Here is a 25087-nt window from a genome sequence, read left to right on the forward strand (position 1 = left end):
CGCTGGCTCGCCGTCGCCGCCGCAGCCGCGGGCGCGCTGGCCATCGGACCCGCCATTCTCTCCCCGACCTCCACATCGGCATCGGTCGACCAGGGCGCGACGTCTTTCGCCCCATCCGTCGTGGCCGGCCTGCCCACCGACGCGGACGACGTTGCGACGTGGCTACGGGACAACACCAGCGGCTCCAATAGCGCCGATGAGGCCGTGTTCGTCGGGGTCGGTGACATGCTGCGCACGGGCTACGTGCCAGCCGGTGTCGCGCGGGCGGCGATCGAGGTTCTCGGCCGGCTGCCCGAGGTGCGAACCGAGACCACCGGTTCGCAGGTCAAGGTCATCTTCGACGATCCCGGCACGCGCGATGGCAATCACTACGTGATCTTCGACACCGATACCGCCGACGTCATCGAGGAGGGCTTCGCCGGCAGCGAGGTCAGCTACCGCGCGACGACGACCTATCACCCGCTCGCGACGCCTTTCCCGCCGATGTCCCGGCGGAGGCGGTCGACCCTGAGCAGCAGCAGGTCGCCAAGCCCACGAGCTAGCCGGCCGAGGAAGCGGCCCAGAGGTTGATGCCGGAGTCGACGGCGTGCCGGTCGATCGACTTCAGTTCGGCGTCGGAGAAGTCGAGGTTCTTCACCGCCGCCACGCTGTCCTCCAGTTGGCTGACACTGGATGCGCCGATGAGGGCGGAGGTGACGCGCGGGTCCCGCAACACCCACGCGATCGCCATCTGCGCCAGCGTCTGGCCGCGTTTCTTGGCGATGCGGTTCAGGGCCGCGACGTGTTTGAGGGCGTCCACGGTGAGCAGCGACTCGCTCAGGCTCTTGTCTTGTGCCGCACGGGAATCCGCGGGAATGCCCTTGAGGTACTTGTTCGTGAGCATCCCCTGGGCGAGGGGACTGAACGCGATGCAGCCGACGCCGCTCATGCCGAGCACATCGAGGAGGGGCTCGCCGCCTTCGGCGGGCTCTTCCTCGATCCACCGGTTGAGCATCGAATAGGACGGCTGGTGGATCAGCAGCGGGGTGCCGAGCTGCCGCAGGATGCGTACGGCCTCCGAGGTGCGCGGACCGCTGTAGGAGGAGATGCCGGCATACAGGGCCCGGCCCGAGCGCACGATGTAGTCCAGCGCCCCCATCGTCTCCTCGAGGGGAGTGTCGGGGTCGAAGCGGTGGCTGTAGAAGATGTCGACATAGTCCAGGCCCATGCGCCGCAGGGACTGATCGCAGCTAGCGATGAGGTATTTGCGCATGCCCCCGCCCTGCCCGTAGGGCCCCGGCCACATGTCATAGCCGGCCTTGGAGGAGATGATCAGCTCGTCGCGATAAGGGCGGAAATCCGCGGCCAGGTGCTCGCCGAAGTTGCGTTCGGCGGAGCCATAGGGCGGGCCGTAGTTGTTCGCCAGGTCGAAATGCGTGACACCGAGATCGAAGGCCCGGCGCAGGATCGCCCGCTGGCGCTCCATCGGGACATCGTCGCCGAAGTTGTGCCACAGCCCGAGGCTCACCGCGGGCAGCCGCAGCCCGGAGCGGCCCACCGGCCGATAGGGCATCCGCCCCTCGTAGCGGTCGGCGTCGGCGAGATAGTCGATGCCCAGTTGGGTCATGGCAACTCCTTGGTCAGTCATTCGGTGCGTGAAATGGGTTCCGAGCGTGAAATCCGTTGGGGCTGTGCGGCTTCAGACGGCTTCAATCTCCGGGTAGATCGGCTGCCACATCCGCTGGTAGATCTGCTGGATCGGGTCGGTCAGCGGCTCTCGCGCCAGCCCCTCCTTCTCGGCCTGCTTGGCGACGGCCACCGCGACCGTGGCCGACACCTGCCGCAGCGCGCTGATGCTCGGCAGCAGCGGCGCTCCTTGCCGGTAGGCGTTGACCATGCTGGCGAGCGCCTCGGCCGCTGCGGCGATCATCCCCTCGCTGATCCGCGTGGCCCGGCAGGTCGCGACACCCAGGCCGAGGCCAGGGAAGATGAGGGCGTTGTTGGCCTGCGCGATGGTGTAGCGGGTGCCGTCGTAGTCCACCGGACCGAACGGACTGCCCGTCGCGACGAGCGCGCGCCCGTCACTCCACGTCAGGACATCCGCCGGCGTCGCCTCGGCGCGGCTCGTCGGATTCGACAGGGGGAAGATGATCGGTCGCTGGCAGTACGACGACATCTCCTCGACGATCTCGCGCGTGAAAGCCCCTCCGCGCGTGGAGGTTCCGATGAGGATCGTCGGCTTCACATTGCGGATCACATCTTCGAGCGTGATGTGCGCGGGGTCAGCCACCGCCCAGTGCTCGACCTCCGCTCGGGTGCGGGCATACGGTCGCTGGAAGGCGAGCAACTCCGGCTGGTCATCGACATACAGGCCGTTGATCCCGATGGGATAGAACCGGGCGTAGGCCTCCTCCTCGGTCTCCGACGCTCCGGTGCGCAGCATCGTGTCGCGGATGAGGTTGGCGATGCCGATGCCGGCGCTGCCGGCGCCGAAGACGCACACGCGGTGGTCGCCCAGCGGCAGGCCCGTGACGTCGACAGCGGCAAGGATCGCGGCGAGCACGACGGCGGCGGTGCCCTGGATGTCGTCGTTGAAGGTGCAGATCTCCTCGCGGTACTTCGTCAGCAGGCGGTGCGCGTTGCTGGTGCCGAAGTCCTCCCAGTGCAGCATGGCGTTGGGGAAGAGCTCGGTGACCGTATGGACGAAGCGGTCGAGGAACTGGTCGTACTTCTCCCCGCGCACGCGCGCGTGCCGCTCCCCGAGATACATCTCGCTCGACAGCAGGCCGAGGTTGTCGGTGCCGACGTCGAGAACCACGGGTATGCAGCGGCGCGGGTGGATCCCGGCAGCGGCGGTATAGACGTTGAGCTTGCCGATGGCGATCTGGATGCCGCCGATGCCCTGGTCGCCGATGCCGAGGATGCCTTCGGAGTCGGTGACGACGACGAGGTCGACCTCGTCGGGCTCGATACCGAAGTTGAGGAAGGACTCCTCCATCATCTCGGGGTGGTCGATGGAGAGGAAAACCCCACGGGGACGGGAGAATTCGTGGCTGAACCGCTCGATCGCCTCACCGATCGTCGGGGTGTAGATGATCGGGAGCATCTCCTCGATATTGCTGGTGAGGAGGCGGTAGAAGAGGACCTCGTTGCGGTCCCGGACGCCGTTGAGGTGGAGGTACTTGCCCAGGCGCGTGGTGGTGCGACGGTACTGCTCGTAGACGCGCCGCACCTGGTTCTCCAGAGTCGTCACGCTGGAGGGGACGAGCCCGACGAGACCGAGTTGCTTGCGCTGGGGCTGCGTGAATGCCGTGCCGCGGTTGATGGTCGGATTGGTCATCACCGCTCGGCCGCGGGCGCGGATGCGAAGCGGACCGAAGCCGGTGGAGGTGTCCTGCTCGTAGTCGCTCGTCGGCATTGCCCAACCTTCCCACACGCAAAGCCGTGGCCGGGCGTGCCGGCCAGGACCCACCTACATCTGGCGTGACCGCGTCCCGAGCCACGGCATAGTGGAGCCATGATCGTCGCCTTCTCAGTTGCGCCCATGACCGGGGGAGACTCGGTGTCCGAGCAGGTCGCCGCCGCCGTCCGCGTCGTCCGGGAGTCCGGCCTGCCGAATCGCACCAGCTCGATGTTCACCGAGATCGAAGGGGAGTGGGACGAGGTGATGGACGTCGTCAAGCGCGCCACCGAGGCCGCCGGCGCCGGCGCCCCGCGGGTCTCACTCGTCCTCAAGGCCGACATCCGCCCCGGCCATACTGGCGAACTCGACGGCAAGGTCGAGCGCGTGGAGCGTCGCCTCGCTGACTGAATCGTCAGCAGGGGATTGGCGAGAACCGCCGCCCCTTCGCGTCGAGCCAAATGCCGTTTGGCCCGTAGGCGCGGCAGCCGGTGTATGTCAATCCCGGATTGGCCGGGACGTTGGGTGTGGTCGGCTGCTGTGTCCGCGGCGCAGTAGGAGTGGACGATCGAGGTGTTGCGGGCACCTGAGCCTTCTTAGCCTCCGCGGCGCGCTTGGCCGCCGCTTCGGCCTCGGCCTTGCGCTTGGCTTCAGCGACCGCCTGCTTCTTTGCTTCGGCCTTGCGTTTCGCTTCCGCCTTGCGCTTCGCCTCCGCTTTGCGCTTCGCCTCCGCTTTGCGCTTGGACTCCGCCTTCTTGGCTTCGGCACGTTGGTGATCCTTGGCCGCGCGCGCGACATCCTTGGCCCCCTGCGTCGACTGCCGCGCCGCCGCTTCCGCTTGGGCTCGTGCACCGGCCAGAGCCGCGCGAGTGGTGTCGACCTTGTGCTGGGCGGCGGCCTGAACCTGGCCGACCGCGCTTCGCAGTTGACAGAGTTGGGCGAGCAGGGCGCTGCGGGTGCTGCCCGAAAGCACGCGCGCTGCTATGAGTTTCGGCGTAGAGAGGGTCGATTCCAAAGTCGTTAACTCTGCGGCTAACGTACTGGCGGCGACGTTCGCCAACAACGGCATTGGGCATTCCTCGGCAGATCGTGAAGCCGCGAGCTCCGCAGCCCTCGTCATCATAGGTCCCGGGGGCAACACCGACGACCACTTGGGGCGTCAGCGGCGCCTGTCTACTCCTGCGGGGGCGCCAGTGATACGCAGGCGGCCTGCAGAAACTGCACTGCAGCGGGACTTGTGCGCCAATACATGCGGCTTTTGGCCGCATGTAGCGGATAATTTACGACCGGCGATATGCTGGACGGGTGGTTTTGCGGCAACGGAGCGTCCTCGAACTCGACCCGGCTGAGGTGAAACGGGCGCGTGCTTTGGCGCGCCAGGCGGGGCGGCCCGTGGTGAACCTGGCCAAGCGGCATACGACCGTCTCGGTGGAGCGGGCCACGCTGCGGCTCGCCGGGCTGAGCGGGGCCGACCACGAGCGGGTGCCGTGGGTCAACCACCTGGTCGACCGGGTCCGCCAGGACGTGGGCCTGGAGCATGGCGTCGCACTTCCGGTGTGGGATGCCCTGCGCCGGGGCGACGCGCCGGACCTGACGACCTTGGCGCAGAAGGCCGCCGGGGGAGCGGTGACCTTCCGGCTCCCCGAGGGCAAGGACGCCACTGCGGCGGGCAAGGCGGCCCGCACGGCCATCAGCCGCGGCGTCCGGACCATCGACAGGCAGCGGGCGACCCGCGACAAACTCATTGCCCGGCACGGGGATCCGAAGCAGAAGCCGTGGATCTACCTCATCGTCGCCACGGGCGACATCTACGAGGACATTCCGCAGGCGCAGGCGGCGGCGCGCGAGGGCGCCGACATCATCGCCGTCATCCGCAGCACGGGGCAGAGCCTGCTCGACTTCGTGCCGGAGGGTGCGACCCGCGAGGGGTATGCCGGCACCTACGCCACCCAGGAGAACTTCCGCCTGATGCGGGCCGCCTTGGACGAGACGAGCAAGGAACTCGGGCGGTATGTGCGGCTGACGAACTACGCCAGCGGGTTGTGTATGCCGGAGATCGCCACCCTCGCCGGGCTCGAGCGGCTCGACATGATGCTCAACGACTCGATGTACGGCATCCTCTTCCGCGACATCAACCCGATCAGAACCTTTGTCGACCAACGCTTTTCGCGGCAGATCCACGCCCGCGCCGGCATCATCATCAACACCGGCGAGGACAATTACCTCACCACCGCCGACGCTGTCGAGGCCGCGCACACCGTCACCGTCAGCCAGCTGCTCAACGAGTACTTCGCCAAGGAGGCCGGCCTGGCCGACTGGCAACTCGGCCTCGGGCACGCCTTCGAGATCGACCCCACCGTCCCCGACAGCTTCCGGCTCGAGCTCGCGCACGCGCTGCTCGCCCGCACGCTCTTCCCCGACGCGCCGCTGAAGTGGATGCCGCCGACCAAGCACATGACCGGCGATATCTTCCGTGGCTACCTGCTCGACGGCTTCTTCAATCTCGTCGGCGCGATGACCGGGCAGGGCATCCTGCTCGTGGGCATGATGACCGAAGCCGTTGTGACACCGTGGCTTTCGGACCGGGACCTGGCCCTGCAGAACGTGCGCTACGTCCTCGACGCCGCCGGTGGACTGACCGAGGACTTCCATCCGCCCCGCGAGGGCCTCATCCAGACCAGGGCGCGCCAGGTGCTCCGGGAGGCGATCGACCTGCTCCAAGAGATCGTTGACGACGCCGAGGAGACCGGCGACCCGGCACTGTTGGCCGCCATCGCCGACGGCACGTTCGGCGCCATGAAACGCCCGCCCACCAAGGGCAAGGGTCTCGACGGCGTCGCGCGCAAGGCACCCGGCTACCTCAACCCCGCCACCGACCTGCTTTCGGAGGGGAGCGACCGATGAACCCCCCACCCCGCACCGAGGCTCAAGAGACCCGCAACAAGTCCCGCCAGCACGTCGGGCAACGCCGCATGGAAGACGCCCTCCCCGGCGAGTTGAGCCTGCACGAGGAATCGCCGCTGGTGCGTCCCTACGGCGACACCACCGGCGACGGCATGGTGCAGATCTCCTTCACCCTGCCCGTCCCGCACGACAAGCGGGCCGAGGGCGCCGCCCTCCAGCTGGCCGCCAAGATGGGCATGAGCCCGGCGATCCTGGTCCACGCCAAGTCGATCGCCCCCAGCTTCACCTTCTTCGTCGTCTACGGCGCTGTCACCCACCTGGTGGACCTGCGCGAGGTCGAGGTGGTCGAACGCGACTTCGACGTCCTCTCCGCGCGTGACACCAACGCCCTGATCCGGAAACGCTTGCGCCGCAAGCTCGTCGTCGTCGGCGCCTGCATCGGCACCGACGCCCACACGGTCGGCATCGACGCCATCCTCAACATCAAGGGATTCGCTGGGGAGAAGGGCCTGGAGTACTACCGGGAGATGGCCGTGCACAACCTGGGCGCGCAGGTGCCGATCCCCGAGCTCGTCAACGCCGCCCACGACCTGCGTGCCGACGCCGTCCTCGTCTCCCAGGTCGTCACCCAGAAGGACGCCCACATCCACAACACGACCGCGATGAGCGCCGCCTTCCGTGAGGCGTTCCCCGCCGGCAAGGTGCCCTTGCTCATCGTCGGTGGTCCGCGCTTCGAGGAGGGCTCCGCCAAGGAGCTCGGCGTGGACCGGATCTTCGGCCGCGGCACCACGCCTGGTGAGGTCGCGTCATACCTCGTGCACGCCATGATCGAGCGCCCGAAGGGAAAGAGCGCATGAGCGCACCCGAGATCGGTATGGAAGTCCGGCACAGCCGGTATGTCCCCTACAGTCACGCCCACTACGCCGGCAACCTCGTCGATGGCGCCTATTCGCTCGCCGCCTTCGGTGATGTCGCGACCGAGATGTGCATCCGCACCGACGGCGACGAGGGCCTGTTCGCCTCCTACAGCGATGTGCAGTTCAAAGCCCCTGTGCGAGCCGGCGATTGCATCGAGATCATCGCCCGGCTCGTGCGGGCGGGCACCCGCAGCCGGGAGATGGAGTTCGAGGTCCGGGTCATCGCGCGCGGCAACCCGGAGCGTTCCGAGTCCGCCGCCGACCTGCTCGACCCACCGATCGTCGCCACCACCGCGCGCGGCGTCGTCGTCGTCCCCTGACGCGGACTCGCCACGTTGAGGCGCCTCTCACCCGGATCGCTGGGCGAGAAGCGTGACCGGTTCGCGGCGCAACAACGGGCCGGCACCCAGGAGGACCATCATCGCGGCCAGCGCCACCAGCCCGCCGCCGATGATTCCGACCATCGCCGCGGACGTGTCGAGCGATGCCCGGGCGACGCCGACGGTGACCAGGAAGGAGCCGAGCAGTCGAGGGACGACGAACAGGCCAGCGAGGCATCCCGCGGCTGTGCCTGCGGTGACGAGCGGCACATATGCCGCGATGAGCTGGCCCATCAACTGCAGCCGAGGTACTGCTGCTGATTCGTCACGCTGCTCAGCCGGCCGTCCAGGCGTCGTGACATGGCGTCGATCACGGCCGTCGGCGAGGTGCCCGGCTGGACGGCGATGTCCAATGCTTCGTGCTGGAAATTGGGCACCAGTCGGCGATAGCCCGCCGTGGTCAAGTCCATGCGGTCGCCGCCGTACTGCACCGTGGAGAGGGTTCCGACGATGAGGAAATCCGCGGTCGTCGATCCGACCCGCACGGAGATGGACTGGCCCACACTCTTGCCGGTGCTGCGCGCCAGGACGGCCCCGACGGCGATTTCGTTGGCGTGCCGCGGCTCTCGTCCCTCGGCCACGGATGAGAAGGTCTGCCCCTCGAAGTCGTCCATGACCACAGCGAGGGATTGTGTGTTGGCGGCCGACCCCTGCAGGAAGTCCTTCAGGACCGCTTTCTGCACCCCCGGAATGGCGCGCACTTCAGCCAGCACAGCGTCCGGGTCGGCGTCCGGGGCAATGCGCGCCGCCACTTGCCCGTAGTCGCCGACGAGCATGTGCATGAAGTTCTCCTTGTTGCTCGGCACGTTGGTGAACAAGCTGGCGGAGAAGATCGAGCCGAGGCCGACCACGAGGCAGACGACAGCGACCAGAATGCTCTGGGTGCGATTGGCCAAGGCCTGTTTGAGGCCCAGGTGCATCTGCAGGTTGCCGCGCGCCGCGGACAGCGGCAGCCAGTTGCGCCGGAAGGTGCGTGAGGCAATCCGGTTCCGCAACGCGGCGACCGGCTCCAGGCGACGGAGCGAGCGCGCCGCGAGCATGCCGGGCACCAGCGCCGCCAGCGTGAGCATGAGCACGATCACGACGGCAGAGACGACGTCGGGTCGAGGGTGCCACGGCATACCGGTCTGTCCCGCAAGGGATTCGGCGATCAGCGGCACGGCCGCATAGGACGCGACGACCCCGACTGTGGCGCCGAGAAGGACGACGAGCGCCGCGGGCAGCGCCAGACCTCGAACGATCTGGCCGGACCGGAAGCCGAAGGTCTCCAGCATCCCGATGGCCGGGAGGTCCTGGTCGATCGCCCCGCGGATCCAGAATCCGATCGCCATGAGAACGATCAGGGTCACCACAAGGGCGAAGAGCACCAGACTGAGGGCGTAGAGCATCGGGCCGGTCATGGTCACGATCTGAATTCCATCCCAGTTCCACACCCAGCTGCGGTGGCCGGCGCCGGAGGGAGCGCTCAGTCGCGCGGTCAGGTCCGCCGTGACCGGCGTGATCTGTTTGCGATCGGGAACCTTGGCCCGGAGGAAGGCCAGCCGGTCGGGCGGCGTGCTGGCGTTGCCCAGGGCAACGTACTCGTCGTGCGGGAGGCCGAGCCCGGTGGCACCCATCGTGATGAATCCCAGGTAGACGTTTTCGAAGAAGCCGGCGACATGGAAGGTGCGGGTCAGTCCGGCCGGCGTTGTCACCGTGAAGGGGTCGCCGATGCCATAGTCGCCGGTCGCACGAAAAAGGTGGGGCAGATAGACCGGGTCCTGGACCGTGGCATCACGACGCTCGAGGATCTCGGTGCGCCCCAAGGCGGGCTGCTGATCAAGATCGACATAGACCACGTCCGCCGCGGTGGAGCCCGACCGCAAGCGGAGGGAGGCTCGCTCGGAGAGCACCGTCATCGAATCGACCTGCGAGACACGGGCATCCGATCGCAAGTAGGCCTGCGTTCGCGCCGCCTCGGTCGTGGGCGTCAGCAGCACAATCTGGGGTGCGTCGAGACGGTCGGCCTCACCGCGGATCAGCTGGGGATAGCGGATGCCGCACAGGGCGCCGAGGTTGAGCAGCGCGCCGGCGACAAGGCTCAGGAGCGCTACGACAGCCAGTTGCACTCGTGCGCGGCGCAGATTGCGCAGCGCGAGCACCCCGAAGGAGGACGCCGGCCGGATCGACATCGTCACCACCCCATCTCGTCGAGAAACCCGGTGAGCCGGGAGAGACGATCGTGATCGTGCTCCGCGTCCCGGCGCCGGCCGAGGACGCACTCGCCACGGATCGCTCCGTCGCGCAGATAGAGCACCCGGTCTCCACGCAGCGCCGAACGCAGGTCGTGGGTGACCACGAGGACGGTTTGTCCGCCCGCGCTCACCTCCCCGAGGAGGTCGAGCACGGCGCTGGACGACTCGCTGTTGAGCTGCCCGGTCGGCTCGTCCGCGAAAACCACTGCGGGAGAGTTGATCAGCGCCCGAACGACGGCGACGCGTTGGGCTTCGCCGCCGGACAGCATGGCCGGGAACTTGCCGCGGTCCGCCTCCTCGATCCCCACCCGGTCGAGCAATTCGCCGGCGCGCCGGACGACCTCGGCGCGGCGGCGGCGGCGCCCGAGCAGGCCGACGGCCAGCACATTGTCGAGGACTGAGAGCGAGTCGAGCAGATGAATCTGCTGGAAGACGAAACCGCAATGGTCGCGCCGGAAGTCGGTCAGGCGCCGCGGGTTCAACGCGCCGATCGCCGCACCGTCGAACTCGATCTCACCCAGCGTCGGGGAGTCCATCCCGCTGAGCACATGCATGAGCGTGGACTTGCCGGCACCGGACGGACCCATGACCACCACGTACTCGCCCCGGGTGATGTCCAGGTCGAGGTTGACCAGGATGTGTTGTTGGAGGCCGTCGTGCGCATAGGTCTTGGAGATCTGCGACGCCTTCAGGACCGTCCCCTGCTGCTGGATCTGCGTCATACCTCGACGGTAGGAAAGCCGGTGCCGCCGAGTCGTTTCGAGACTCTTAAATGGTTCTGAACGCGTGCCGCCGCGGGTCGTGCTGCCGCTCCGCGCAGGCGAGCGTGAGCGCCACCGAGAACCCGTCGGCCGCATTGGCGACGACCAGCGCGCCACCCATGGCGTCCATCAGCGTGTATGCCGTGTGCAGGCCGAGACCCTGTCCCTGGACTCCCGCGGCGTTGGCCGCGCGATAGTGCCGCTGGGTCACCAGCGCCAGCTCGCCCTCGGGGACTCCTGGTCCGTGATCCGTGATCTGGACCGTCAGCAAATCGTCCTCCAGGGCCCCGGCGACGCGGACCGGGGGAGCGGCGTACTTGCGCGCATTGCCGAAGACATTGTCGAGCACCTGCGCCAGCCGCGCCCGGTCGGCGACGATCAGCACGTCGGGCAGGTGGCATTCGCTCATTCAACCGGCGGCGTCGGCTGCCGCGATGAGCTCCCGCAGCTCCGGAGTGCCGATGGCCGTCAGCGTCACACCGAGGTCCTCGGCGTCGGTTGCGTTGGCCGCCAACAGATCTCGCGTCAAGGCATCGATCTGACCGGCCTTGTCCATGATCACCTGCAACCGCGGATCCGGGTCCGACAGCTGCATTACCTCACTGGTCGCGTGGATCGTCGCCAGCGGGGTCCGGATGTCGTGACTCAATTGGGAGACAAGGGTTTTGCGGGGCTGCTGGGCTTGCGCCTCCCGCTCTCGCGAGCGCGCCAGCTCACGGCGCAGGATGTCGAAACTCTCACTGAAGGCACCGAAGGCGTCCCCACGGTGCACGGCGAGCGGCGCATCCAGACGGCCCCGCGCCACCTGGCCGGCGAGACCCCGAAGCTGCCGGAAGGGCCGCAAGATCCGGCGGTCGAGCCACCACAGCCACCCGCGCCGCCAGTGACCAGAGCGCGATGTCGCGGGCCCGCCGGGCGCGGTCGGCCAGCAGGTCGGCATACGGATCGACGACATAGATCCGCGCGACGCTCCCGCCATCGGTCACCACATCGAGACCCAGCGCTCGAGCGGCATACGCGGAGACGTCGTCACGCACCCCCGCACCCGCGTCGAGCACCACGCGGCCGTCCGCGGCCACCACCGCGAAGGGCGGTGCATCCGACGGGAAGTCGTTGCGTGCCAACGACGGCCAGTGCTCGGCCGCGATCTGCGCGAGGTCGTTCGCGCGGGCAACATCCGCCGGCGGAGCGGCCGGCACGCTCGCCCGAGCGACGGCCAGACCGGCCGCCCCGAGCGCCGCCCACAACAGCAGCAGCGCCAGCCAGCGCCTCACGACAGATCCCGGAACGAATAGCCTCGCCCCCACAGGGTCTGGATATAGCGCGGCTGCGCCGGATCCGGCTCGATGTGGGTGCGCAGCCGCCGGATGTGCACACTCAACGTGCCGTCGCCCGTGATCGCGTCGCCCCACACCTGCTCGAACAGCTCGTCCTTGGGCACGATCCGCTCCCGGTTGCGCACCAGATAGCGCAGCAGCCGGTGCTCCATGGCCGACAGCGCGAGATCGACCCCGTCGACCCAGAAGCGGTCGGCGGCCGGATCGAAGCGCAGGTGCCCATCGTCATACCCGGGCACGTCGGTGGCGGCCGAGCTGCGTTGCAGGATCCGGCGGATCTTGGCCAGCAGCACCCCGAGCGAATACGGCTTGCGCAGACAGTCGTCGCCGCCGAGGCTCAGGGCGAGGATCTCGTCGTCGTCGGCCGCGCGGGCACTGAGGAAGAGAATCGGCGTCTGGGAGGTGGAGCGCAGCCGGCGGCACAGATCGAAGCCGCTCATCCCCGGCAGGTTGACGTCGAGGAGCAGCACCCGGACGGTATGCCGCGTCAGCCACGCGAGTGCCGCCTCGGCATCTGCCACCCCTGCCGTCGTGAGCCCGAACGCCTGCAGATATTCGAGCGTGCTGGCGACCAGCGCGGACTCGTCGTCGACCATGAGGACGTCGACCGCGTCGGACATGCCTCCAGCCTAGAACCGAGAGGTCCCCGCCCCAGGCGCCAGATGGGTCCGCAGCGTCGTATAGACCTTGCGCACCCCGATCGCCTGCTGCAGATCGTCCTCGATGCGGCGGAAGAACTCCTTGCGGTAGTTCTGGTCGATGACCGCCTGCACCGTGAAATACAGACCGGCGAACCCGGGGAGAAAGACGGCAACCGAGAACAGTGCGTCACTGATCAGGTGCAGTGGCCCGGTGTAGTGCGGAGCCGACCCCGTCCACGCCTCGATCACCGACGGCCGGATGACGAGCGAGCCGAAGAGCACGAAGAAGCCGAACACCAGCAGCGAGACCAACAACAGCTGCACCGCCTGCGTGATGAACAGCATCAGCATCAGGTTGCGCCTCGACGAAGTACGGCAGCCCGTTCTCGTCGAACCACCGCTCGCACCGGGCGACGTCGTTGGCGGTCAGCATGGCAAAGCTGCGACCCCGCAGGACGTACCGTTGCTCCGTGAGTCGCGACGTGCCTGCCCCGATCCTGCCGGCGCGCCTGCTCCTCGCCCTCGCCGGCGGCGGCGCGATCGCGCTCGCCTTCCCCGACCACAATCAGTGGTATGCCGCGTGGCTCGGCTGCGGCTTGATCGCCGCGGCCGGCTGGGTCGCACGCTGGCGCACCGGATTCCTCGTCGGTCTCGTGGCGGGCCTGGCCTATTTCGTCCCGACGCTCTCGTGGTCGGGGGTGTTCGTCGGCAAGCTGCCGTGGATTGCTCTGGCGACGCTGGAGGCGCTGTATGTCGCGGCGATGGTCGCCGTCATCGGCCCGATCCAGCGACGGTTGGTCGAGCGCCGGCTGGGGTGGGCGGCCTCCGCGACCGTGCCTCTCGGCTGGGTCGTGGGCGAGTGGGCCCGCAGCACCACCCCCTTCGGCGGATTCCCTTGGGCGCGACTGGCCTTCAGCCAGGCCGACTCGCCGCTGCGCAACCTGATGAGCCTTGGTGGTGCGCCGCTGCTCACGGCCGCCGTCGCCACGCTCGGGGTGCTGCTGTATGCCGTGGCTCGCGCCGCCCTGGCCACTCGCAGCCGCGCCCTGACGTCTCGTCGCCGCGTCCTGACGTCAAGTCGCCGCGTCCTGGTGCCCGCCGTCGCGGCCGTCGCGCTGGCGACGCTGCCCCTCGCCATACCGCTCGCTGGGACGTCGAGCACCACCGCACGAGTGGCGATCGTGCAGGGCAATGTCCCCAAGGCCGGACTGGACTTCAACGCCGAACGCCGGGCGGTCCTCGACAACCACGTCCGCGGGACCGAGGCCCTGGCCGCCACCGCCGGCGCTCTCGACCTGGTGATCTGGCCCGAGAACGCCGCCGACATCGACCCGCTGCGCAACACCGACGCCGCCGCCGTCATCACCGACGCCCGCAACGCCGTCAAAGCCCCGCTCCTGCTCGGCGCCATCCTCGAGGAGCCGGCGCCCTTGGTCTCCAACGCCTCGCTGCTCTATCGCCCCGGCGTCCTCGATCCGGAGCGTTACGTCAAACAGCATCCCGTGCCGTTCGCCGAATACGTTCCATACAAGGACTTCTTCCGCCGCTTCAACTCCAATGTCGACCTCGTCCGCGACGGCATGGCCACAGGGACGCAGGTGGGTTACTTCGCGTTGCGGACCCGCTCCGGCGCCCCGTTCGCCGCGCTGCCGACGATCTGCTTCGAGGTGGCCTATGACGGTCTGATCCGGAAGGCAGTCACGCACAGTCCGCAGGTGCCCAGCGTCTTGGTGGTCCAGACCAACAACGCCACCTTCGGCTACACCGCCGAGTCCGAGCAACAGTTCGCGATCTCCCGGCTGCGCGCCATCGAACACAACCGGCCCGTCGCCCACGTCTCCACGGTGGGGGTGAGCGGCTTCATCCGCCCCGACGGGAGCTATGCCGACAAGTCGTCGTTGTACACCGCATACCGTGCCGTCGCCGACCTGCCCCTCGGCCAGGGGACGACCATCGCGGACCGGCTCGGCCGCATACCGGAATACACCGCCCTAGCTGGGCTGTCACTGGCGTGGGGATTGGGTCGCGGCCCCCGGCGCCGCGATAATGGCCCGTCAACCACCCGCTCGAGCAGCGCGAAAGAAGCAACACGTGTCTGACGCCACTGGCACCCGCGAACCCGTCCGCCGGGTCCTGATCTGTATCCCGACCTACAACGAGCGGGAGAACCTGCCGCTCGTCGTGGCCGGCGTGCGCGAGCACGCCCCCGAGGCGGACATCCTCGTCCTGGACGACAACTCGCCGGACGGCACCGGCGCCCTCGCCGACGAGCTCGCCGCGGCCGACGAGCATGTGCACGTGTTGCACCGCGCCGGCAAGGAGGGGCTCGGCATGGCCTATCTCGCCGGCTTCGACTGGGGGCTCGAGCGTGGCTACGACGCCATCATGGAGATGGATGCCGACGGCTCTCACCAGCCGAAATACCTCCCGGCGATGATTGCCGCCATCGCCGATGCCGACGTGGTCATCGGGTCGCGGTATGTCCGCGGCGGCTCCGTGGTGAACTGGCCGGCCTCCCGCAAAGCCCTGTCGATGGGCGGCAACCTCTACATCCGCATGATCCTCGGGATGGGTGTGCGCGATGCCACCGCCGGATTCCGGGTCTACCGCGCGAGCGCGCTGCGCACCATCGGCCTGGAGCAGGTCGCCTCGCAGGGCTATTGCTTCCAGACCGACCTGACGGTGCGCGCCGTGCGGGCCGGCCTGAAGATCGTTGAGGTGCCGATCGAGTTCGTCGAGCGTGAGATCGGGGCCTCGAAGATGAACAACGACATCGTCAAGGAATCCATGGCGCGCGTCACTCGTTGGGGAATCGAACACCGAACCGGCCAGGTCAAGAAGCTCGTGAAGCGGGAAGCGCAATGGGAGAAGTTGTAGTCACGACGGAGTCCGCGGATGCCTAGGGTGAGCGGGTCCACACCGTATGCGGCGGGGGCCGCGGGGTCGCGCCGCCGGCCGTGGCGGCTGTGGCTCCTCCTCGCACTGCTGATCGTGCCGGTCCTCGAGATCGCCGCCATCATCGCGGTGGGCAAGGTGATCGGCGGCTGGCCGACCGTCGCGCTCCTGCTCTTCGAGTCCTTCCTCGGGGCCTGGTTGGTCCGCCGCGAAGGCGCCCGGACGTGGAAGGCCCTCAACACCGCCCTGACCACCGGCGCCATGCCGTCACGTCAGCTGGCCGACGCGGCGCTGGTCCTGATCGGCGGGACCCTGCTGCTGACGCCCGGCTTCCTCACGGACATCGTCGGGTTCTTCTTCATCCTGCCCGTCACCCGCCCGATCACTCGGCGCCTGCTCGAACAGGCGGTGCGCGCCCGCCTTCTCGGGGGCGCTGCAGCCGCCGCCGGAGCCAAGTTTCCCGGAAGTCGCCCAGGTCACAGGCCTGCGAGCCCGGACACGGTCGAAGGACGTGTCGTCGACCGGTAGACTGTAATGTCTGGCCCTCACCGCGGAGGGTCAAGACACCCCCGGCGCGAGCGCTCCCCGTCCGCCGGGCGCGAATCGGCGCACCATATCCGTCTCGGAACAATGCCGCCGCGCTCGCGCGTTCATATCCATAGACCCTCGCGGCCTGCACCCACCGCGAGACCAGCACCGAGTTATTTAGGGAGTTCCACCCATGGCCGACCGCACATTGCGGGGTAGCCGCATGGTGTCCTTCAGCATGGAGACGTCCGAGAACGTCGTCCCCAGCGAGCGCCAAACCGTCGTCTACGTCTGCCCGCAGGACCACCGTATCGAGTTGCCGTTCTCCATCGAAGCCGAGATCCCCGCGACCTGGGAGTGCCGTTGCGGCGCCGAGGCGCTGCTTCTCGACGGCGCCGCGCCCGACCGCAAGCCGGTCAAGCCGGCCCGCACCCACTGGGACATGCTGCTTGAGCGCCGCTCCATCCCCGAACTCGAGGAACTCCTCGAGGAGCGGCTGACGCTGCTGCGTCAGTCCCGCGGCGAGAAGCCGAGCAAGCGCTCGGCCTGAGCCGCTCTCGCCGTCCCGGCGCGGCGGCTGACGATGCACCGGCGCACCTCGAGGCACGACGTGGCCGGCCCACCTTCTCCGGAGAAGATGGGCCGGCTTCGCGCGTCCTGGACCGGCTTCGCGTGTCCTAGATCAGCACAGGTTGCTCGTTGCCGGCCTGGCGGATGCCTTCACGGACATCGACCCGCGAGAGCAGGATGCCGCCGAGGACGAAGAAGACGATCAGGGCGATGATCGCCAGCCGGTAGGTGTGGGTCAGCTGGTAGACGAGCCCGAAGAGCAGGGTGCCGAACCAGCTGGTGCCGCGCTCCATCGCCTGGTAGAGGCTGAAGTACTCGGCTTCGCGCTTCTTGGGGACCAGCTGGCTGTAGAGGCTGCGCGAGAGCGCCTGGGAGCCGCCGAGGACGAGGCCGATGCCGACGGCCAGCACGATGAACGGGATGAACTTCTTCTCCGGGACGAAGTAGGCCACGATCACGATGAGGGTCCACAGCGCGAGGGACCACAAGACGGTGCGCCAGGCGCCGTGCCGGCCCGCAAGTCTGCCGAAGAGCAGCGCGCCGAAGAAGGCGACGAATTGCACGAGCAGGATGACGGCGATCAGCTGGGACTGTTCGAACTTCAGCTCCTCGGCGCCGTAGAGGCTCGAGGAGGAGATGACGGTCTGGATGCCGTCGTTGTAGAAGAGGTAGGCGAGCAGGAAGAGCATCGTCTGCGGATGGTGGCGGCGCAGGTCCCCGAAGGTGTTGCGCAACTGTTTGAGACTGCCGCCGACGGCGCCCTCGCCGACCGCGGTGACCGGGCGCTCGACGCCGCGCAGGTTCCACATCCCCAGCACCGGGATGAGCGTGAAGATGCCCCACCACACGGCGGCGGACAGCATGCTGATCCGCACGGCCATACCGGTGCTCAGCCCGAAGGGTTTCATCGTCACCAGGACCAGGTTCAGCGCGAGCAGCAGCCCGCCGCCCAGATAGCCGAGCGCCCACCCGCGTGAGGAGACCTTGTCCCGGTCGTTGGGATGGGCTATGTCGTTGAGGATCGCGTCGTAGATGACCAGCGAGGAGCCCAGGCAGATGGTCGCCAACACCATGAGTATGGCGCCCAGCTGCCAGCGGGTGCCCTCGACGAAGAAGAGCCCGGCGGCGGCCAGCGCGCCCAGCCACGCGAAGATCCCGAGTAGGCGCGCCGGGCGTGGGGAGCGGTCCGCGACCGCGCCGATGAAGATGAGGAAGATCGCCGAGACGATCGTGGCGAAGGTCGTCGTGTACGGCGCCAGCGAGCCGGGGGCGATTGGTATGCCGAGCAGGCTCAAGTTGGTGTGGCACGCCAGGTCGGTGTCCTGTCCCGGGCAGGCCGCCTGCTTGGCGATGGTCGTGATGTAGGGGCCGTAGAGGACGGTGCCGATGGTGGTGACGAAGGCGGAGTTGGCCCAGTCGTACCAGTACCACGGCCGGACGTACTTGGCGTTCGCCGCGTAGTCCGGTGAGTCGACGTGCGCCGGCGCGGAAGTCATGCCGGAACTCTGGCACACCGCGCGCCCCGAGCGGCATAGGCGCACCTACTCAGCAGTAAGCCGGGTGCGGAACGGCCGCGGTCAGCCTGCGTATTCCCAGTGCCAGGGCTCGGGAAGGGTGCCACCCTGTTCGGCCCAGGAGGGGTGGAACCAGCCGAAGAGTGCGGCGTTCTGCTTCAGCCACAGGTGCGCCGGGGCGCTGTAGTCCTGGACGCCACCGCACAGGTCGACGGCGCGGCCGAGCCCGTGCTCGCTGGTGCCCGGGGTGGCCGCCCACGGGCCGCGGCTGGCCTTGACGGCGACCTGCTCGGCATACGAGCGGTAACCGTCGGTGACGCACAGCAGCGAGCCGGTCTCTTCGGCGTAGGCCTTGGACATCGCATTGAAGGCCGCGGCGGCATCGGGCACCAGGAACTCGTCACTGGAGCCGATCATCGGGCACAGGTGTGACGGGGGGATCTGCCCGTTGGGGAAGACACCGGTGTTCTCGGTGCACGGCTTGGTGCTCAGGTCCTTGATCGCGATGTCGTATTCGCTGAGGGCGTCGGTGAGGCGCTCGCTGGTGCTGATGGCGTCCTCGTCGCCGCTGCCCAGCAGCAGGCCGGCGATGGGCGCAACCTCGGCGATGCGTTCTTGGTGCAGCCGGCGCACCTCATCGACGCTAGCCTGCTGGTCCTTGACCAGGTCGGTGGCGATCTTCTTGGCCTTCGCCGCCTTGGCCTCGGCGGCCACCGCCTTGTCGCGCTCGGCGTCGGCATCCATGGAGGCGCGCTTCTGCGCGACCGCGATCTCGCGGATGTCCTCGACCGAGCGGATGCGGTTGTCGGTGAGGTAGTTGAGGTCGGAGAGGGGGTTGGAGGCCTTGTCGGCGTCCTTGGAGAGGGCGTCGAGGTAGCCGAGTTGTTCGGCGAGCGGTCCGCCTTGGGTGTAGGCGCTGACGGCCCATTCCCGAAGCTCTTCGCGGGCCTTATCGAGACGCTCCTGGAGGTTGCTGGCGGTCTCGGACTGCAGCTTGGCCTTCAGGCGAGCATCGCGGCCCTCGGTCTTGGCCTTGGCGTAGGCCTCGAGTGCCGCGTTGGCCTTGGCCGTCGCCTTGTCCAGCTTGGTCATGGCGGCGGCGATGTCGGCTCCGCCCTTGAGGATCTCGGCCCGCAGCGCTTCGGCACGAGCGATCTGGCGTTGGAGTTCTTCCTTCGTCAGGCCGGCCTCGGTGCTGCCGGTCGGAGGGATCGTGATCGTCATCGACCCGGTGACGGACACGGATGGGCTCTCGGTGCCGGGGCTGGTCTCGGCGGCGGAGGCGGGACCGGCCAGGGCGAGCGTGAGGGACGCCGCGATGAGACCGGGGCCAGCCAGGAAGCGCACATCAACTCCGAAATCCGTTCAGGCGCACCGGTTGCGCACCTGCGGACGCATGCCTAGGCCACGGCCCAGAAACACTGATCCGGCCGCAATCGTATCGTGATCTTCCATGCGGCCCAACCCCCCGGCCTGTGGTTGTTGACACGGCCGGTTGTCCACAGCCGAAGGGCCAATTCGCGCCGTCCACAGGTGCACGCGAGGGGTCTTGGCAGCAGCGGGCCGGCGGGGGAGCGTGGGGTCATGACAGCCAAGACCACGCCCAAAGCCACCCTCCCGCTGACCGAACCGGCGGCGGCCGGGAGCTGCAACACCGTCCTGCTCCGCGGCCGCGTCAGCGCGGTCGAAGAGACCCGGGTCATGCCCAGCGGCGACGAATTGCGCACCCTGCGTCTGGTCGTGCCGCGTGTCCCGGTCAAGGGCCGCAAGGCCACCGTCGACACCATCGACATCGCCTGCTGGACCGCGGCGACCCGGCGGATCGCCGGCCGCCTGGGGCCGGGCGACGAGGTTGCCGTGACGGGTTCGCTGCACCGGCGGTTCTTCAAGACGCCTGCGGGCGCCGCGAGTCGGTATGAGGTGGAGGCGGCGGAGATTCGCCGGGTCAGTGCTCCACCGGGGGAGTGACGAGCAGCGACCGGCCCTCGTGGGGCTGCAGAACGACATACAGCGAATGCAGATCGTCGACCTCGCCCACCGGCGCACCCGTGACCATGTCGATGACCTTGCTGCCCGGCTGCAGCTCGTCGGAGCGGACGCTGCCGGAGATCGTCTGCGCCGAGAAGTTCAGCACGGTGACCTGGTCCGCTTCGGCGAGACGGTGGACCAGCACGAGCATCGCCTTGTTCGAGACGGCGGGGATGTCGACCTGCTGGGCAGTGGCGAGACCATGCCGGTCGCGGACGGCGAGGATCTCGCGCAGCCGCGAGACGAAGGAGTTCGGGTCCTCGAGCTGCACGTTCAGCGGGCCGTACAGGGCGCGGGCCTTCGGCATCTTCGAGGTCGACTCGCTCGCATTCGGCTGGAAATCGAGGAGGTCGTAGGCGCCGCGGTGGATCCACCGGGTGTCACCGTCGCGGATCAGCGCTGCCACCTGCTTGCGCTCGACCGGCAGGGCGCCGACGAGGTCCCAGCCGGAGAGGGCGAAGACACCCGGCTGCCACGCGTTGTACATCGCGAGCAGCAGGTGAGCGCGTTTGATGGCCTCGACGTCGTCGTTGGTCAGGGCGCTCAGGTCGGCCATGCCGAGGGAGGCGGAGATGACCGAAGCGAGGGTGGAGGCGATGCCGTTGGTGGTGAACAGGGCGTTGTAGGTGCCGGTCTCGCCGGCGATCTTCTCGGTGAGTTCGGCCCGGATGAGGGTCGCAAGGTCGGCGCCGCGGATCGGCTTGCGCCGGAACATGAAGGTGTCGCCGGCATGCAGGGTGGCGAAATGCACCAGCTCGTAGGTCATCTCGTCGTGGTTCTGCAGGGCGTGCACGAGCGAGACGGTGTCGACGCCCATCTCGCGGGCGGTGCGCATCGTCAGCCGGAGGAATTCCGCATCCTCCATCGCGAGGGCGTGGTGGTATGCCGGTCGGTTGACGAAGTCGTAGGACAGGTCGGCGCCGCGCTCGGACGTGGAGTGGATGTCATCGATGGTCAGGTTGAGTTCCTGGAAGGTGAAGCCGCCGACCTTGCGGACCATGCTGGCGATCAGCTGGTTGGCCGCCTCGGAGAGCGGGTGGCCCTCCGACCACGCCGGGCCACCGGTCGCGGACTTCTCGACGCCGAGGAAGCCGTTGGCGTCCAGACGCAGCGCGCCGGAGCCGAGGTCGCCGAGCGAGTGCAACGCGTCACCGATGACCAGCCGCATGCCGGCGAAGGTGGGGTCCAGCCAGTTCAGTGACGGCTGGCCCTCCTTGAAGTAGTGCAGGTAGACCCACCGATGTTCCTCGCCGTCGGGCCCGAGGACCGCGCCGGTGGCCGACCAGTTCGTCTCCTTGACCCCGGGTTCGAAGAAGATCACCCGCTGCATCTCCCCGACGATGTAGCCGGCATCGGTGAGGGACTTTTCGGTCTCGGCATCGAGGTTGGCCGAGTCGCGGCCCTTCGGCACCTTGGGCAGCAGGTGCCAGTCCTCCCGCGGGATCTCGACCATGTGATAGATGCCGGGGTAGTCGCCGATCTTCATCTCGGCGAGCCGGAAGTCCGCCCCCTTGCCGGTGTGGCCAGGGACGATGTCGTCGATGACCAGCCCGCCGTGATCAGTGGCCACTTCGCACATCGCCCGGAACTCGTCTTCGGTGCCGAAGGCGTCGTCGAATTGGGTCGAGATGCGGTCGAAGTGACCGTCGACGCTGGGGGTGGTATCCCAGCCGGTGACGCCGCCGGCGCGCTTGACCGGGCCGGTGTGGATGGCGGTGATGCCGATCTGCTGGAACGCATCCCACAGCTGCGTGCTGCCGAGCGTCCCGAGGAAGGTCGCCCCGGCCGGGGTGATCATCGAGATCGGGTAGGCCGTGAACCAGACCGGCGCCTTCTCGATGGCGGCGCGGGGATCCGGGGCGGCATACGGGTTCTGCCACATGCTGCCCTGGCCGGCGAACTTGCGTGCGAACTGCCGGGCGTCGGCGAGCATCGACTCCGACTCCAGCCACGCGACATACTCCGGGTTGTCTCCGCTCGCGGTGCCGGGCTGTTTGGCCTTGCGCTGCCAGAGGATGTCGCGCAATCTCGCGCGCGGACGCAGCCGGGTGGGGCGGGCCGGGAAGCTGTGACCTTCGAAACTGACCTCTTCCGGCACGGCGTCGCTGGGGTCGAGGATCTCGTCGGGAGGCAGTGTGGTGTCGGTCACGAGGGACTATGGTACGGATCCGCGCGCTTGGCCGTGTCACATCCCGACCGGCGCAGACACCATACCCAGCGGGGTATTTTGGGGACATGCGAACCATCGTCGTCGGAGGGGTCGCGGGTGGCATGTCCGCCGCGACCCGGTTGCGCCGTCTCGAACCCGAGATGGAGATCGTCGTCCTCGAGCGCAGCGGCCATGTGTCGTTCGCGAACTGCGGTCTGCCGTACTACATCGGCGGTGTGATCGAGAAGCGGTCGGCGCTCCTGCTGCAGACGCCGTCGTCGCTGGCGGCGCGCTTTGGGCTCGACGTGCGCGTGCGCCACGAGGTCGTCGCCATCGACCGCGCGGCGCGCACGGTCACGGTGCGCGACCTCGACGGCGGGACCGAGGACTCGCTGACGTATGACTGGCTGGTCCTCTCTCCGGGTGCGCGGCCGGTACGCCCGCCGATCCCGGGCATCGAGCGGGCGCTGAGTCTGCGGGACATCGAGGACACCGACGCGCTCGCCGCCGCTGCCCAGGGGGCGACCCGGGCGGTGGTCATCGGGGGCGGGTTCATCGGCGTGGAGATGGGGGAGAACCTCGTGCACGCGGGTGTCGAGGTGAGCCTCATCGAGGCGACAGCTCAATGCATGGCGCCGCTCGACCCAGAGATGGTCGAGCCGGTGCATGCCCGAATGCGTTCTGCCGGAGTGGATCTGCGCCTTCAGGGGCTCGTGGTGTCGATCGACGAGGAGGGCGTGACCCTCGACGGCGGTGAGCGCGTGGCGGCCGATCTCGTGGTGGCGGCGATCGGCGTGCAACCCGACACGCAACTGGCCAGGATGGCCGGGCTCGCGGTGGGGGAGCGGGGCGGCATCGTCGTCGACGAGCATTGCCGCACAAGCGATTCCGCAATCTTCGGCGTCGGTGACGCGGTGGAGAAGCGCGATGCCGGCGACGGCTCGTCGGTGCTCGTGCCCCTGGCCAACACCGCGAACCTGCAGGGGCGGCGCGTCGCCGACGTCATCGCGGGGCGGGCCGTGGAGGTGCGTCCGGTGCAGGGCACGGCGATCGTCGGGGTCTTCGGTCTGCAAGTGGCGAGCACGGGCTGGAACGAGAAGCGGCTGCGGTCCGCCGGCCGGGCCTATCGGGCCATCCACACCCATCCCGCCGACCACGCCGGCTACTATCCCGGCGCGTCGACGATGGCCCTGAAGTTGCTGGTGGATGCCGAGACCGACGCCATCCTCGGCGCGCAGGGCGTGGGGCAGGCCGGCGTCGACAAGCGGATCGACGTGATCGCGACGGCGATGCGCGGGGGCCTCGGGGCGAGTGACCTCGCCGATCTGGAACTCGCCTACGCCCCGCAGTTCGGGTCGGCCAAGGATCCGGTGAACATGCTCGGCTATGTCGCGGAGAATCTCGCCACCGGCCTGACCGAGAACATCCAATGGCACGAGCTCCAGGACGCCCTCGACGCGGGCGCGACACTGATCGATGTCCGCACGGCGAAGGAGCACGCGGCCGGCGCCATCCCCGGCGCGGTCCTGATCCCCGTGGACGAACTGCGCGATCGCGCTGGCGAGATCGTCTCGGATGACGTCGTGGTGCATTGCGCGGTCGGCGTCCGCGGCCACGTGGCCGCGATGATGCTTGCGCGTCCGGGGCGGCGGCTGCGCAACCTGGACGGCGGCTACATGACCTGGAAGGCCGGCGAGACAACGCAGTAAGCGCCCTTACTTCGGCAAGTCGCCCCAGGCGGGCTTGTCGAAAAAGGGGTTGTCACAGAACAGGACCGACCAGCGCAGGCAGCCGATGTCGGTGCGGTCGAGCGGCTGGTCCCGAAGCACGACCACCCAGTCCGAGTTCGCGTCGAGGGGTCCAACCTCACCGGAGACGACGCGGTGCTGCCCGGTCGTCGACAGCCGGCCGCACCAGCCTTCGGAGCCGGTGCGTCGAGTGATGGCAAGGGTCCGCACCTGGACTTCTTCGCTGTACGGGCGACCCGACGTGCGGATGGTGCGACACGCGCCATCGGTGTCGATCTCCTCGACGACGGCTCCGCCAAGCTCGTCCGGCAACTGGCGGGCCAGCGCCTCCGCGGCCTCGGGTGTCGCGACCGCGAACGCCACGGCGGACCGCAGTTCGCACTCCTGGTTGTACGAATTGACCATCCAGCCGCTGTCCGTGGTCGGGAAGTCGCAGACCTGGACGATCCACGCGTGCTCCGGTGCCGTGCCGGCCGCCGCGGTCAAGGCGTCGCGGTGGCTCGTCGCGGCCGGCACTGCGGCGGCGAGCTTGTCGGTGAGCCGGCCGCCGACGTCATTGCGCTTGAACTGGGCCTTGACGACCAGGGCGCCGTTGACGACCACGTAGCCCCCGACCACGAGTGCCATGAACCAGCCGAGGACCTTGGCGACACCCCCGAGAAAACGAGACATGTCCTGGACGCTAGGGGACATTCCGCCTGCGCGGCATGAGGCGCCGTAATCATCTCGCGTGGAGAGACAAGTGGCGTGATTTGCCCGAATTCGGGCAGATTCTTTGTTTTCGGGCTCCGCGGCAGGATGATTGGGGGTATGCCGGATCGGGAGTTGGTCGAGCGGGTCGCCGCCTCGACGGGCCTGAGTCCCGGGGAGGCGGCGCGGGTCGTCGACGACGTCCTGGCCTGGTATGGCGAGCCGGTGGAGGCCTTCGTGCGCCGTCGGCACGCGGATCTGCAGTTGCACGGAGTGCGTAACGCCGAGGCCTTCGCCCGCATCGCCGCGGAATTGCGGCGACGCGTCGTCGCCGCGCCCGAACTGACGGAACGACAACTGCGCCGCCTCGTCTACGGCTGACGCGGCATACCCGCTGACCGCCCCCGACCAT

General features: G+C 68.4%; 27 protein-coding genes. 12 read left to right on the forward strand and 15 right to left on the reverse strand.

Annotated elements, in window-relative coordinates; translation table 11 throughout:
- A partial coding sequence (locus tag BN11_RS23270; RefSeq protein ID WP_048692817.1) for a hypothetical protein occupies positions 1 to 570 on the forward strand: 570 nt, incomplete at its 5' end.
- Here BN11_RS23270 and mgrA read toward each other — a convergent pair.
- A complete protein-coding gene (gene mgrA, locus BN11_RS00010) occupies positions 539 to 1606 on the reverse strand; it encodes an L-glyceraldehyde 3-phosphate reductase (RefSeq protein WP_048692820.1) in 1068 nt (355 codons plus the stop codon). The two genes, BN11_RS23270 and mgrA, sit on opposite strands and share 32 nt — an antisense overlap.
- A gap of 72 nt (positions 1607 to 1678) precedes the next feature.
- Positions 1679 to 3397, reverse strand: a complete 1719-nt coding sequence (locus tag BN11_RS00015; RefSeq protein WP_048692822.1) for an NAD-dependent malic enzyme — start codon at positions 3395 to 3397, stop codon at positions 1679 to 1681.
- 99 nt (positions 3398 to 3496) lie between these two features.
- Between BN11_RS00015 and BN11_RS00020 the strand changes: the two genes are divergently transcribed.
- Positions 3497 to 3790 carry an MTH1187 family thiamine-binding protein gene (locus tag BN11_RS00020; RefSeq protein ID WP_048692825.1) on the forward strand — a complete coding sequence of 98 codons (294 nt, stop codon included), beginning with the start codon at positions 3497 to 3499 and terminating at the stop codon, positions 3788 to 3790.
- 4 nt (positions 3791 to 3794) lie between these two features.
- Here the strand turns inward: BN11_RS00020 and BN11_RS00025 are convergent, their stop codons facing one another.
- Complete coding sequence (locus tag BN11_RS00025) at positions 3795 to 4448, reverse strand: hypothetical protein (protein WP_157043889.1); 654 nt, start codon at positions 4446 to 4448, stop codon at positions 3795 to 3797.
- Between the two features lie 236 nt (positions 4449 to 4684).
- On the opposite strand from BN11_RS00025, the gene kamD reads away from it, so the two are divergent.
- From kamD to kal, 3 genes are read left to right on the forward strand one after another with little or no spacing between them, the layout of a single operon-like run.
- Positions 4685 to 6283 carry a lysine 5,6-aminomutase subunit alpha gene (kamD, locus tag BN11_RS00030; protein ID WP_235435303.1) on the forward strand — a complete coding sequence of 533 codons (1599 nt, stop codon included), beginning with the start codon at positions 4685 to 4687 and terminating at the stop codon, positions 6281 to 6283.
- Positions 6280 to 7140 carry a lysine 5,6-aminomutase subunit beta gene (gene kamE / locus BN11_RS00035; protein ID WP_235435304.1) on the forward strand — a complete coding sequence of 287 codons (861 nt, stop codon included), beginning with the start codon at positions 6280 to 6282 and terminating at the stop codon, positions 7138 to 7140. Before kamD ends, kamE begins: the two co-directional genes overlap by 4 nt.
- Entirely contained in the window at positions 7137 to 7520 is a 384-nt protein-coding gene (gene kal, locus BN11_RS00040) for a 3-aminobutyryl-CoA ammonia lyase (protein ID WP_048692830.1), read from the forward strand. The genes kamE and kal overlap by 4 nt, the downstream gene beginning before the upstream one ends.
- Before the next feature lie 27 nt (positions 7521 to 7547).
- Here the strand turns inward: kal and BN11_RS00045 are convergent, their stop codons facing one another.
- Genes BN11_RS00045 through BN11_RS00080 form a run of 8 tightly spaced genes read right to left on the reverse strand, consistent with a single transcriptional unit; the run spans position 7548 to position 12904 of the window.
- Complete coding sequence (locus BN11_RS00045) at positions 7548 to 7814, reverse strand: hypothetical protein (protein WP_048692836.1); 267 nt, start codon at positions 7812 to 7814, stop codon at positions 7548 to 7550.
- Positions 7814 to 9751: an ABC transporter permease gene (locus tag BN11_RS00050; RefSeq protein WP_235435579.1), complete on the reverse strand. Its 1938-nt coding sequence runs from the start codon at positions 9749 to 9751 to the stop codon at positions 7814 to 7816. Before BN11_RS00050 ends, BN11_RS00045 begins: the two co-directional genes overlap by 1 nt.
- Positions 9752 to 9753: 2 nt before the next feature.
- Positions 9754 to 10536, reverse strand: a complete 783-nt coding sequence (locus BN11_RS00055; protein ID WP_048692843.1) for an ABC transporter ATP-binding protein — start codon at positions 10534 to 10536, stop codon at positions 9754 to 9756.
- Positions 10537 to 10582: 46 nt separating this feature from the next.
- Positions 10583 to 10984, reverse strand: a complete 402-nt coding sequence (locus BN11_RS00060) for a sensor histidine kinase (protein ID WP_048692846.1) — start codon at positions 10982 to 10984, stop codon at positions 10583 to 10585.
- Positions 10985 to 11380, reverse strand: a complete 396-nt coding sequence (locus tag BN11_RS21480) for a histidine kinase dimerization/phospho-acceptor domain-containing protein (protein WP_235435305.1) — start codon at positions 11378 to 11380, stop codon at positions 10985 to 10987.
- Positions 11313 to 11849, reverse strand: a complete 537-nt coding sequence (locus BN11_RS24875; protein WP_048692851.1) for a hypothetical protein — start codon at positions 11847 to 11849, stop codon at positions 11313 to 11315. The genes BN11_RS21480 and BN11_RS24875 overlap by 68 nt, the downstream gene beginning before the upstream one ends.
- Complete coding sequence (locus tag BN11_RS00075) at positions 11846 to 12532, reverse strand: response regulator transcription factor (RefSeq protein WP_048692854.1); 687 nt, start codon at positions 12530 to 12532, stop codon at positions 11846 to 11848. The genes BN11_RS24875 and BN11_RS00075 overlap by 4 nt, the downstream gene beginning before the upstream one ends.
- A 9-nt stretch (positions 12533 to 12541) precedes the next feature.
- Positions 12542 to 12904, reverse strand: coding sequence for a hypothetical protein (locus BN11_RS00080; RefSeq protein ID WP_048692859.1), 363 nt, complete (start codon positions 12902 to 12904; stop codon positions 12542 to 12544).
- A gap of 119 nt (positions 12905 to 13023) precedes the next feature.
- On the opposite strand from BN11_RS00080, the gene lnt reads away from it, so the two are divergent.
- The 4 genes from lnt to BN11_RS00100 all read left to right on the forward strand — a co-directional run bounded on the left by lnt (position 13024) and on the right by BN11_RS00100 (position 16526).
- Positions 13024 to 14652 (forward strand): apolipoprotein N-acyltransferase, encoded by a 1629-nt coding sequence (gene lnt / locus BN11_RS00085; RefSeq protein ID WP_053083945.1) that lies wholly within the window; start codon positions 13024 to 13026, stop codon positions 14650 to 14652.
- Positions 14645 to 15430, forward strand: coding sequence for a polyprenol monophosphomannose synthase (locus BN11_RS00090; RefSeq protein ID WP_048692864.1), 786 nt, complete (start codon positions 14645 to 14647; stop codon positions 15428 to 15430). The genes lnt and BN11_RS00090 overlap by 8 nt, the downstream gene beginning before the upstream one ends.
- Positions 15431 to 15457: 27 nt before the next feature.
- A complete protein-coding gene (locus tag BN11_RS00095; protein ID WP_235435306.1) occupies positions 15458 to 15976 on the forward strand; it encodes an FxsA family protein in 519 nt (172 codons plus the stop codon).
- Between the two features lie 193 nt (positions 15977 to 16169).
- Positions 16170 to 16526, forward strand: coding sequence for an RNA polymerase-binding protein RbpA (locus tag BN11_RS00100; protein ID WP_048692870.1), 357 nt, complete (start codon positions 16170 to 16172; stop codon positions 16524 to 16526).
- A 127-nt stretch (positions 16527 to 16653) separates the two neighbouring features.
- Here the strand turns inward: BN11_RS00100 and BN11_RS00105 are convergent, their stop codons facing one another.
- Together BN11_RS00105 and BN11_RS21155 are read right to left on the reverse strand one after the other, a co-directional pair.
- Positions 16654 to 18042 carry an MFS transporter gene (locus BN11_RS00105; protein ID WP_048692873.1) on the reverse strand — a complete coding sequence of 463 codons (1389 nt, stop codon included), beginning with the start codon at positions 18040 to 18042 and terminating at the stop codon, positions 16654 to 16656.
- A gap of 81 nt (positions 18043 to 18123) precedes the next feature.
- Positions 18124 to 19407 carry a M15 family metallopeptidase gene (locus BN11_RS21155; RefSeq protein WP_053083946.1) on the reverse strand — a complete coding sequence of 428 codons (1284 nt, stop codon included), beginning with the start codon at positions 19405 to 19407 and terminating at the stop codon, positions 18124 to 18126.
- Between the two features lie 237 nt (positions 19408 to 19644).
- On the opposite strand from BN11_RS21155, the gene BN11_RS00115 reads away from it, so the two are divergent.
- On the forward strand, positions 19645 to 20028 hold the full coding sequence (locus tag BN11_RS00115; RefSeq protein WP_083433406.1) for a single-stranded DNA-binding protein: 384 nt from the start codon (positions 19645 to 19647) through the stop codon (positions 20026 to 20028).
- On the opposite strand, the gene treS is transcribed toward BN11_RS00115, so the two are convergent.
- Complete coding sequence (gene treS, locus BN11_RS00120) at positions 20006 to 22237, reverse strand: maltose alpha-D-glucosyltransferase (protein ID WP_048692875.1); 2232 nt, start codon at positions 22235 to 22237, stop codon at positions 20006 to 20008. The two genes, BN11_RS00115 and treS, sit on opposite strands and share 23 nt — an antisense overlap.
- Before the next feature lie 86 nt (positions 22238 to 22323).
- Between treS and BN11_RS00125 the strand changes: the two genes are divergently transcribed.
- Positions 22324 to 23946 carry an FAD-dependent oxidoreductase gene (locus tag BN11_RS00125; protein WP_048692877.1) on the forward strand — a complete coding sequence of 541 codons (1623 nt, stop codon included), beginning with the start codon at positions 22324 to 22326 and terminating at the stop codon, positions 23944 to 23946.
- A 6-nt stretch (positions 23947 to 23952) separates the two neighbouring features.
- On the opposite strand, the gene BN11_RS24535 is transcribed toward BN11_RS00125, so the two are convergent.
- Complete coding sequence (locus tag BN11_RS24535) at positions 23953 to 24657, reverse strand: hypothetical protein (protein WP_048692880.1); 705 nt, start codon at positions 24655 to 24657, stop codon at positions 23953 to 23955.
- 138 nt (positions 24658 to 24795) lie between these two features.
- Between BN11_RS24535 and BN11_RS00135 the strand changes: the two genes are divergently transcribed.
- On the forward strand, positions 24796 to 25056 hold the full coding sequence (locus tag BN11_RS00135; RefSeq protein ID WP_201329185.1) for an HU family DNA-binding protein: 261 nt from the start codon (positions 24796 to 24798) through the stop codon (positions 25054 to 25056).
- The last annotated feature ends 31 nt before the right edge of the window (positions 25057 to 25087 follow it).

Origin of the sequence: Nostocoides australiense Ben110 (assembly GCF_001050535.1) — a bacterium.
Lineage (GTDB): Bacteria > Actinomycetota > Actinomycetes > Actinomycetales > Dermatophilaceae > Nostocoides_A > Nostocoides_A australiense.

Coding starts and splice junctions, on each gene's coding strand:
- mgrA (WP_048692820.1), bottom strand. CDS start 1,606: ATGACCCAACTGGGCATCGACTATCTCGCCGACGCCGACCGCTACGAG.
- BN11_RS00015 (WP_048692822.1), bottom strand. CDS start 3,397: ATGCCGACGAGCGACTACGAGCAGGACACCTCCACCGGCTTCGGTCCG.
- BN11_RS00020 (WP_048692825.1), top strand. CDS start 3,497: ATGATCGTCGCCTTCTCAGTTGCGCCCATGACCGGGGGAGACTCGGTG.
- BN11_RS00025 (WP_157043889.1), bottom strand. CDS start 4,448: ATGCCGTTGTTGGCGAACGTCGCCGCCAGTACGTTAGCCGCAGAGTTA.
- kamE (WP_235435304.1), top strand. CDS start 6,280: ATGAACCCCCCACCCCGCACCGAGGCTCAAGAGACCCGCAACAAGTCC.
- kal (WP_048692830.1), top strand. CDS start 7,137: ATGAGCGCACCCGAGATCGGTATGGAAGTCCGGCACAGCCGGTATGTC.
- BN11_RS00045 (WP_048692836.1), bottom strand. CDS start 7,814: ATGGGCCAGCTCATCGCGGCATATGTGCCGCTCGTCACCGCAGGCACA.
- BN11_RS00050 (WP_235435579.1), bottom strand. CDS start 9,751: ATGTCGATCCGGCCGGCGTCCTCCTTCGGGGTGCTCGCGCTGCGCAAT.
- BN11_RS00055 (WP_048692843.1), bottom strand. CDS start 10,536: ATGACGCAGATCCAGCAGCAGGGGACGGTCCTGAAGGCGTCGCAGATC.
- BN11_RS00060 (WP_048692846.1), bottom strand. CDS start 10,984: ATGAGCGAATGCCACCTGCCCGACGTGCTGATCGTCGCCGACCGGGCG.
- BN11_RS00075 (WP_048692854.1), bottom strand. CDS start 12,532: ATGTCCGACGCGGTCGACGTCCTCATGGTCGACGACGAGTCCGCGCTG.
- BN11_RS00080 (WP_048692859.1), bottom strand. CDS start 12,904: ATGCTGATGCTGTTCATCACGCAGGCGGTGCAGCTGTTGTTGGTCTCG.
- BN11_RS00100 (WP_048692870.1), top strand. CDS start 16,170: ATGGCCGACCGCACATTGCGGGGTAGCCGCATGGTGTCCTTCAGCATG.
- BN11_RS00105 (WP_048692873.1), bottom strand. CDS start 18,042: ATGACTTCCGCGCCGGCGCACGTCGACTCACCGGACTACGCGGCGAAC.
- BN11_RS00115 (WP_083433406.1), top strand. CDS start 19,645: ATGACAGCCAAGACCACGCCCAAAGCCACCCTCCCGCTGACCGAACCG.
- BN11_RS00125 (WP_048692877.1), top strand. CDS start 22,324: ATGCGAACCATCGTCGTCGGAGGGGTCGCGGGTGGCATGTCCGCCGCG.
- BN11_RS24535 (WP_048692880.1), bottom strand. CDS start 24,657: ATGTCTCGTTTTCTCGGGGGTGTCGCCAAGGTCCTCGGCTGGTTCATG.
- BN11_RS00135 (WP_201329185.1), top strand. CDS start 24,796: ATGCCGGATCGGGAGTTGGTCGAGCGGGTCGCCGCCTCGACGGGCCTG.